9 protein-coding genes and 1 tRNA gene are annotated in these 9163 nt (G+C 34.4%); 1 reads left to right on the forward strand and 9 read right to left on the reverse strand.

Annotated features, from left to right (window positions below):
• Positions 1 to 81: 81 nt before the first annotated feature.
• Together HGC4_RS12680 and HGC4_RS12685 are read right to left on the reverse strand one after the other, a co-directional pair.
• Positions 82 to 261, reverse strand: a complete 180-nt coding sequence (locus HGC4_RS12680; RefSeq protein WP_050710509.1) for a hypothetical protein — start codon at positions 259 to 261, stop codon at positions 82 to 84.
• Between the two features lie 507 nt (positions 262 to 768).
• Positions 769 to 843: transfer RNA gene (locus HGC4_RS12685), tRNA-Pro, on the reverse strand.
• 192 nt (positions 844 to 1035) lie between these two features.
• Between HGC4_RS12685 and HGC4_RS12690 the strand changes: the two genes are divergently transcribed.
• The gene (locus HGC4_RS12690; protein ID WP_087880174.1) at positions 1036 to 2799 is read left to right on the forward strand and encodes a cellulase family glycosylhydrolase; all 1764 of its coding nucleotides are present in this window, start codon (positions 1036 to 1038) and stop codon (positions 2797 to 2799) included.
• A 2-nt stretch (positions 2800 to 2801) separates the two neighbouring features.
• Here HGC4_RS12690 and HGC4_RS12695 read toward each other — a convergent pair whose 3' ends face one another.
• The 7 genes from HGC4_RS12695 to queC all read right to left on the reverse strand — a co-directional run bounded on the left by HGC4_RS12695 (position 2802) and on the right by queC (position 8544).
• Positions 2802 to 3269 carry a GNAT family N-acetyltransferase gene (locus tag HGC4_RS12695; protein ID WP_050710510.1) on the reverse strand — a complete coding sequence of 156 codons (468 nt, stop codon included), beginning with the start codon at positions 3267 to 3269 and terminating at the stop codon, positions 2802 to 2804.
• Positions 3270 to 3414: 145 nt separating this feature from the next.
• Positions 3415 to 4743: a tetratricopeptide repeat protein gene (locus HGC4_RS12700; RefSeq protein ID WP_050710511.1), complete on the reverse strand. Its 1329-nt coding sequence runs from the start codon at positions 4741 to 4743 to the stop codon at positions 3415 to 3417.
• A 43-nt stretch (positions 4744 to 4786) separates the two neighbouring features.
• Positions 4787 to 5011 carry a hypothetical protein gene (locus tag HGC4_RS12705; RefSeq protein ID WP_050710512.1) on the reverse strand — a complete coding sequence of 75 codons (225 nt, stop codon included), beginning with the start codon at positions 5009 to 5011 and terminating at the stop codon, positions 4787 to 4789.
• A 105-nt stretch (positions 5012 to 5116) separates the two neighbouring features.
• The gene (locus HGC4_RS12710; RefSeq protein WP_050710513.1) at positions 5117 to 6253 is read right to left on the reverse strand and encodes a tetratricopeptide repeat protein; all 1137 of its coding nucleotides are present in this window, start codon (positions 6251 to 6253) and stop codon (positions 5117 to 5119) included.
• Between the two features lie 309 nt (positions 6254 to 6562).
• On the reverse strand, positions 6563 to 7045 hold the full coding sequence (gene queF / locus HGC4_RS12715) for a preQ(1) synthase (protein WP_050710514.1): 483 nt from the start codon (positions 7043 to 7045) through the stop codon (positions 6563 to 6565).
• 55 nt (positions 7046 to 7100) lie between these two features.
• Complete coding sequence (locus HGC4_RS12720; RefSeq protein WP_050710515.1) at positions 7101 to 7823, reverse strand: hypothetical protein; 723 nt, start codon at positions 7821 to 7823, stop codon at positions 7101 to 7103.
• A 52-nt stretch (positions 7824 to 7875) separates the two neighbouring features.
• Positions 7876 to 8544, reverse strand: coding sequence for a 7-cyano-7-deazaguanine synthase QueC (gene queC / locus HGC4_RS12725; protein ID WP_050710516.1), 669 nt, complete (start codon positions 8542 to 8544; stop codon positions 7876 to 7878).
• Positions 8545 to 9163: the final 619 nt, after the last annotated feature.

Below are 9163 nucleotides of genomic sequence, written 5' to 3' on the forward strand. Positions count from 1 at the left end.
GAAAGAGAGTTTGCAGTGGAGATATCTGCCCAGAAGCCTATCTAGATTATAGAGCAGAAAAAGTTAATGCTATAACTGTCACTATGAGTTGTTCCTCTCTTGATAGGTTGACAATGGTTCGCTTCTCGAACTCATTTTCGACTGTATAGTGTCGTCTTTGCCTCCACCACCAAGTCCTCCGTCTCCCATTTCATCCTTCTCACAGGAAGTAAATAATAATGCAATAATACCAATGGCGATCAATAAAAATCCAGTTCTCATTATTCTTATATTGTTAGTTAAAAATATTCTAAGCAATGTAAATTAAGCCCTTTTGGGGTTTTACTTATAAAGAAAAGGAATCGCAATTGAATCTTTACAATGGTATACCTGTTTTAATATTAAAAATTATAATAATTAGAAAAAGGTTAGAAAAGCAAACTGAAAGGTTTATATTAGTAAAATCTGCAATTAATGTATTTAGGTTGTTTAGAGCTGAAAAAAATGGATTCAGTTCTGTTTGGTTTTTGGTGATTAATTTATTACAAATCATCCTAAAAATGCTAAGTATTTGAAACGCTAAAATGTTGATAGAAAGATTGATAATACCACGTCTGGTGAACATCATCTAAAAAACATTTTTCTAAAGATATTCTAAAGATTTGAAAACCACAATCGACCCATATAGACCAAATTTGCAATGAATTTGCACAAAAAACGACGTGTAACCGCATGAAAAAACCCTGTGAAAACTTGCTTAATGCTTGTTCTACAGGGTCTTGATTTCAGTCGGGATGACACGATTCGAACGTGCGACCACACGCCCCCCAGACGTGTACTCTAACCGGGCTGAGCTACATCCCGAAATCGGATGCGAAAATACTACAATAATATATTATTTCCAAGTTTTATTTTATCTTAGTAGAAAATTAATGAGCACATACCTTTTCAATGGGGAAGAACGATCCCTGCCGAAGCACATTGAGTATGGCTTACTACTATCTTCTAGCCTTTCTATGTTTCTGTATAAGATTAGGTTAAATAAAATATAAGGAAATGACAACAAATGTAATCTTCAAATATATGCGATTAAATTTTTTATTTTTAATCTGTATTATTTTTTCAATAAGCAGTATCGAAGCAAAAGGATTTCTAAGGACCAATGGTACAAAGATTGTGAATGATAATGGAGAAGTACTTTTGCGTGGTATCGGTCTTGGTGGATGGGTATTGCAAGAACCATATATGCTGCAATTGTCGGGAGCTGCTAAAAATCAAACAGATATAAGACGACGAATATATGATTTGATAGGAGAGGAGAAAACCTCTGAATTTTATGCCGCATGGATAAAAAATGGTGTACGGAAAGCAGATATAGATTCACTTGCTAAGTGGGGCTTTAATAGTATCCGTTTACCGATGCACTATAATTTATACACTCTTCCAATTGAAAAAGAGCCTAAAAAGGGTGAGGATACATGGCTAGAAAGTGGATTTTTGCTTACCGACTCTATTCTTAGTTGGTGTAAGGCTAATGAAATGTACCTGATACTCGATCTGCATGCTGCTCCGGGCGGACAAGGCAATGATCTTGCGATATCTGATGCTTCGGACGTGAAACTATGGAATAGTGCCCAAAACAAAGCGAAAACAGTTGCTCTATGGAAAAAACTTGCCGAACGTTATAAAAACGAAGAATGGATAGGAGGCTACGATATTTTGAATGAACCTAATTGGGGATTTCAGGATTCAGAAGATCTTAATGGTAATCGCGAAGAATTAAACGCGCCTTTACGTCAACTATATATTGATATTACAAAAGCTATTCGCGAAGTAGATCAGAAACATTTTATTGTGATTTCGGGTAATGCTTGGGGGAATAATTACAAAGGTATATTTCCTCTGTGGGACGATAATATGGTAATCAGCTTCCATAAGTATTGGACGTATAACAATGATCAATCAATAGCCAACTTTCTCGAATACCGTAAGCAATATAATGCACCTTTGTGGATGAGCGAGTCGGGAGAGAACTCTAATACATGGCATACCAATGCAATTAAGCTCTTTGAACATAATGACATTGGTTGGTGCTGGTGGACTTACAAAAAGATGGGATTCAATTGTGTGATGGAAATACCTACGAACCCTGAATACGAAAAAATGAAAGCATTTTGGAAAGGAGAGGGAGCGAGACCTACTTCCGAAGAAGCATATAAAGGATTGATGCAATTGGCAGACGACTACAAGGTTGAGAATACTCATTTTAAGAGAGATTATGTGGATGCCTTATTCAGACAAGTAAAAACAACTGCCACTAAACCATTTCATAACTTTTTTTTGAAAGAAAAAATGCCTTTGGTAATTAATGCTACCGATTTCGATTTAGGACGTAATGGTTATGCCTATTTCGATAAAGATACTGCCGACTATTGGGTGTCAAGTGGTGTAAAAGGTTTTGGAAATAAAGGACGTGTTTATAGGAATGATGGTGTAGATATTATGCCCTCAGATGATAGTTCGTCGAATGGTTATTGCATATTCAGTATCGAAGCCGATGAGTGGTTACAATATACTTTCAGTGCAAGAAAGCAAGGCAGTTATAAGATTAATATATCAACTAAAGCTGTTGATGGAGAAGGTTCTCTTTATCTAATAATTAATGGACGAAAAACTCCAATATTTAAGACCTCGGGAAGTACTACTGATTGGAGTGTTTTGGAGGTGAGGGATATTAATCTTAAAAAGGGAATTAATACCATTAAAGTTCATTTTGTAAAAGGAGGCTTCAAAATGAGTAAAATAGAAATTAAACGATAAGGTTACTCAATATCAAGTACCATCATAATATTGCATCTCTCATAAGCTGAGTCTTTTATGGGAACCTCTATGAATCCCAGTTTTCGATACAAAATAATAGATGATTCCAATAAAGTATTTCCTTCAAGAAAAACCTGTTTTATACTTTTTTCTTTAGCATATGCAATGAGGGCTTCTCCAAGCTTGCGTCCTAATCCTAATCCTTGTGCTTGTGGGCTTACTGCCATCTTAGCCATTTCGAATGTTTGTGTCTCGGGATGTGCCACTAGGGCGCAACATCCTTCCACTTTATTGTTGACTAATGCTACGAAAATTTGCCCCCCTTCGTTTATAATATACTCTTCTACATGATTTAGTGTATGTAAATCAGATTCTTCAAGTCGAAAGTATGTAGTAATCCATTCAGTGTTGAGGCGTACAAAATCTTCTTTGTATTCGGGGCGATATAATTCGATTCTAGTAGTATTCATGAGATATATAGAAATTGTGAATTTCTGACTAAGAGATGCGAAGTTAGTATTTTTTTATTTTAATTCCATATCAATAAAGCCCAAATGGAACTTCTTCCTATTCGGGCTTTATCTCTCTACTACTAATAATTGAACAACGTATTCTTTATTTTTTATCTTCCTCGTTATCTTCTAACATCGATTTTATTTCGGCTTCTATGTGTGGGTATCTTTGATTCATTGAATGAAGCATTCCTTTAATGATCTCATACTTTTCGGTATGTAATTTTATTTCTTCTTTGTTTTTCTTATGCTCTTTCCAAAGAAACAGTAGAAATAGTAGTACAATAAAAATAACGATTGCTACAATAGACAAGTACAAATAAAGATGTGTACGTAATTGAGCGGCCTCCCTATCTTTTTGTGCTAAGTGGAAATTTTTATCTGCTTGCAATAAGGCTGGGGCATTTGCTTCTTTCTCAATTTGATCTTTAGTTGCTCTCTCTAATTCACTATAATCTAGAGCTTGTTTGTAGTCACCCAATTGCTTGTAATATTCGGCTAGAGCGGCATACATTTCTTTAAGAGTATAATTGTATGTTACTTCCGGTAGACTTGCTATTACGAGGTCAACATATTCTTTAGCCGATTTTGGATCTTGCTTTTTATTGTAAATATTTAGTAAGGTTAGATGTATTTTCTGTATTTGTGTTTTATTGGTAATGCCTATATTTAAGGCAGACTGAAAATACTCTAAAGCTTGTTCATTCTCGCCCTTACCATAGCATACTGCTCCTAAATTTTGATAGAGTTGGCTCTCTTCTAATTTACTTTCAGTTTTTTTAGCTAAGCTCAAGCCTTCTTGGAAATAGAGGTAAGCACTGTCTAATTTATTATCAGCTTCATAAGTACGACCTAAATTAATTAGTACTCTTAATTTATTTTTATCTATATTTTCTACTCTATCATAATAATTCAAGGCTTTTTGAAAATTGATTACAGCACTATCAAAAAGATCTTTCTCAAAATAAATATATCCAATATTATTTAAACTCTTGGCAGCTAATAAATGATTCTGAGATTTACTGGCTTCGTAAAGGGTGAGTAGATAAGATTCTAAGGCCTTTGGGTAATTATTACTTTCATCATATACTTGTGCAGCATAATAATTCGCAAGGGCTGATTCTTCTGGATTTCCTTTCTCTATGAAATATCTTTGTGCTTCAAAAATTAGAGTATCATTAATGATATCTGCTTTAATTTCATATTTCGCACCAACATGAGTAACTATATATTGCATATAACTGTCTTTATCCATCCTTTCAGGATGCAGGATAGAGCTAAGCAAATTTAGAGCTATATCAGGTTTGCCTATAATTAAGCTGTCTTGAGCTTTTTTTAATAGTTTTTTTTGAGAGTTGTCTTTTTCACAAGAAAAAGATGCTGTTATAAGTAGTAAGTACAGTAGGTACTTTAGAGTTAAAGATAGTTTCATAGAATGTAAAGTTTTGTGTCTATAAAGAGAATATCAAGGTGGATTATTCAATGTCAAAACCCAAAAGGTTGTTTGACTTGTATGATAAGCTATCAGTATCATTTTCTTTAGCATTATTATCTATAGTCTTATTGCCCGAATTTAGAGAACTAATAGAGTCTGCTTTTCCACCGCCATCAGTAATTCCTTTACCCATTTCATCTTTTTCACACGAGGTAAATAAGAATATTGTACAACTAATCGCAATCAATAATGTTTTAATTTTCATGTTAGTTTTATATTTTCGTTTGTATAAATATTAGATTTACTTGCTTTGGTATATTTATCATTTTCTTTATTAATATCAAGTTAATTCTTTTATCTAATTTTATAATTAAAATAATTCTTCAATATAGCGTGTGTATTGCTTGTATTTGAGAAGTTGGTTTATTTCTTCATCTTTTTTAGCCACGTAAATTTCCTTGTCAATAGCTAATAATTTAGAAACCTTTTTTTCTTTCTCAATTTGTTCTATGGTTTTCTTCTCTAGATCATTATATTGTAAAGCTTGTTGAAAGTCGCCAGATTGTTTATAGTATTCGGAAAGAGCCGTATACATACCTTTTATCGTGTAAATAAAAGTTACTTCGGGAAGATTTTTTATTACTAAATTTGCGTATCGTTTGGCTGAATCAGAATCTTGCTTTTTATTATAGGTATTTAGTAAGAATAAATACATTTGTCTTGTTTGTATGTTATTAGTAACGTCCATAGCCAATGCGGACTGAAAATACTTAACAGTTTTGTCATATTCTCCCATAGTATATGAAACTACTCCTAGATTCTGTAATGAAAAGCTCTGATACGCTTCATTATTTATCTCAATAGCTTTATCTAAGGCTTTATTATAATAAAAACAAGCACTATCTAGTTGATTAATTTCCTCGAATGACTGCCCTAGGTTGGTACATGTTTTTATCTTTTTGTGATCTGTATTCTTCACCTTGTCATAATAAATCAAGGCTTTTCGATAGTTAATTATAGCTTTATCAAAAAGATCTTGATCGTAATAGATATATCCTATATTATTAAAACTTGTACCAGCCGCTAAGTGGTTATTCGATTTGTCAGCTTGATAAGTCGTGTACATATAATATTCCAAAGCTTTAGGATAGTCGTCATTCATACTATAAAATTGGGCAGCATAGAGATTAGCTAAAGTCTGATCGTGAGCATTTCCCTTTTCACTAAAATATTTTTGAGCTTTAAGAATTAAAGTATCTGCTTTAATATCCTCTTTCGCTTCGTATTTTGCGCCTATATGAGTTACAACATACTTCATGTAATTGTATTCATCTAGACTTTCGAGATTCTGTATAGAAGCAAGTAGATTGAGAGCGACATCGGGTTGACCCATCATCAAGCTATTTTGTGCCTCACGTATCAATTCTTGCGACTTGTCTTTTTGACAAGAAAACAAGGATGTACCAATGAATAGGCAAAATAGATATTTGATTAAGGTTATTTTCATAAAGAAAATAGGTTGATGTGTCAAAATAATAACGCTTGTGTATTAAGTTATGCAATAGTAATGTATAGACCGTTAAACTAAACTTGTCCTTATTGTCTGAATTAATTTTCGATTTAGTTTGTGAAGATATATTAAAGTATCCGTCATTGTAGACTTCACGGCCTTGTTTAACTGTGAACATAGAAAATATTATAAAAAAAGGAACATCCTTATCGAATGCTCCTTTTTTTATAATATTTATATATTTCAGCTCAGTAGGTATGTCCAAAATGGCTGAATATTCAGTTTTTGAGGTTTGAAGTCCGTGGCTTATTTAGTGTAGTCTTGTTGAGGATTTCTATTCCAAAGACGAGTCTTAGCCATTTGTTCGTATTCTGTGCCCGGACGACCATAATTTGCGTATGGGTAGATGCTTATGCCTCCTCGTGGGGTAAATACACCAATGACTTCAATGTATCGAGGATCCATCAATTTAATAAGGTCTTTCATGATTATATTCATACAATCTTCATGGAATGCGCCATGATTGCGAAAGCTGAAAAGATATAATTTTAAGCTTTTGCTTTCTACCATATTTATTTCAGGGATATAATTGATATGGATAGTTGCAAAATCGGGCTGTCCTGTAATAGGACAAAGACTTGTAAATTCGGGGCAATTGAATGTTACCCAATAGTCGTTGTCGGGGTGTTTATTGGTGAATGCTTCCAAAACTTCGGGAGCGTAATTGTCTTTATATTCTGTTTTACCTCCCAGTAGTGAAAGGTTTTCCAATTGTTTATCTTGTTGCATAATTTTTCTTTGATAGTTTATTCTTTGTTGGAATGCTTAAAAGTTGCGGAACTTCTCAATCTGTAAAGCATTGAGGACCTGCCATTCCTCCCGTATATTTAAGAACCACGTTCTTCTTATAGTATACATATTGGCATCCGTCGTTGAATTCCTTTATTTGCGGTACAGTTAGCAATGGAGTGGGGAAGATGAGGTACGAATATTTGCCTAATCCGCTTCGAGCAAAGCCTATTTCAGTTTGATCGCCATTTTGAAGTGATATGCAGTTTGCCATTTGCATCATATTCTTGATACCGCTAAAGGTCATCGGATCCCAACCTATGATTTTGAGTAGGGTGTACAATTCGTCCGAATCGTATTGAATATCCCAATCACCATCAACCAGCTTTAATTCACCCTTGCTATCTTTCTTGAAGATCTGGAGGTCTATACCTTCCACTGTATGAAGAAGGTCTCCCTTGGTTCTAATCTCCAGAGATACTACAAAGTCTTTAGGGATTGATTTCGTGAATTCGTCCTTTAAGTTTTCTATTTCAACAGACCTTTCCTCATAATTTTGTATGAGTTCTGCTTTACTGCTCATGGGCATCGAGTAAACTTTCAGCATGATCGCTTTGATGGTGTCATTTGCCAAGTCGTAGTCACGCTTAGCATCAGCGAGAGCTTCAGGTGAAAATTTGAGATTCAGAGCATCGAATATCAAGTCTGTTTTAGTATTTTGTGCCATACCAGTAATACTGAAGCAGATTATACCGAATGCGAGCAGAATTTTTTTCATTTAATATGAGGGTTTTAATAAAAAGATCAGTGATCTTAAAGAAACGTAAAAATCAGATATTTTGTTTCCGTATTTTTAAATAATTTTCTAATCCTTGGTTTCGTAATTGGCACGATGGACATTCGCCACACCCCTCGGCAGGTATTCCGTTGTAGCAGGTAAGGGTCTCGTTTCTGATAAGGTCAAAAACTCCGAGTTGGTCAGATAACTGCCATACTGCTGTTTTGTCTCTCCACATCAATGGTGTATGTATCTGGAAGTGTTCGTCCATAGCCAGATTGATACTTGTATTTGCCGACATGATAAAGGTATCTCTACAATCAGGATAGCCGCTGTAATCGGCTTCCGAAACGCCCGTTACTATATGGCGGATACCATGACTGCGGGCAATAACAGCTGCAAAGGTTAGAAACAAGAGATTGCGTCCCGGCACAAAAGTGTTTGGATATGCATCGGCAGGCTTTTCTCTATCCATTACCACACTGTTGTCGGTTAATGAATTGGTAGATAAGTGACTGATGATTGATGCATCGAGCTTTTGAAAAGGTACTCCTGCACGTTGGGCAATACCTTCGGCAATTTCTACTTCTTGTGAATGACGTTGTCCGTAGGTGAAGCACAATGTGCGTACGGAAGAAAAATGTTTCAATGCCCAAAAGAGGCATGTGGTGGAGTCTTGGCCACCCGAAAATAAGACTAGGGCAGATTCTGTTGATTTCATTTTAATTACTTTGTTTTTTACGTGGTTTATCCTAAGCTACACGGAAAAGGCTGCTCCTTTTCGTCCGACAAAGATAATTATAAGCACGTGATAAAACAAAAAGTACCGATTACATTCTAATTGTCGGGCTGAAAAAGTATCTGATCTAAGAATAAAGAGCTTTTTAATTTCCTTAGAACCCATCTATCTTGCCTGCATCCCACAAATTACCCCAAATGATAAAAACAACAACAAACAGAGCGAATGAGATTATATAAAAAACTGGAATAGCTATATTAATTATTCGATTTCTGATTTTGGAATACTCTGCAAATTCTTGATCGTATTTATACCATCTTTTCTTATAGATAAGAGTAAAGTAATTAAAAATAGAAATTAGAACAACAAGTAGCGTAGCGTCCATTAATTGGTCGTCAAAGAAATAGGGTATTTCTTTGCCTATAATTATTTCGATTACTTTTTAAATAATAAAGTAAAAAACCAAATCATTTGGATGAAGGATAATGCTATAAGAGCTTTGTTTATAATCCATTCCATATCAGGATTTTCAAGGAATTGTTGATCTAAACGGTATACAAAACGCACTAGCTTATAAAAAAAATAGAATGTACATTCTATT

Origin of the sequence: Dysgonomonas sp. HGC4, assembly GCF_001261715.1 — a bacterium.
Lineage (GTDB): Bacteria > Bacteroidota > Bacteroidia > Bacteroidales > Dysgonomonadaceae > Dysgonomonas_A.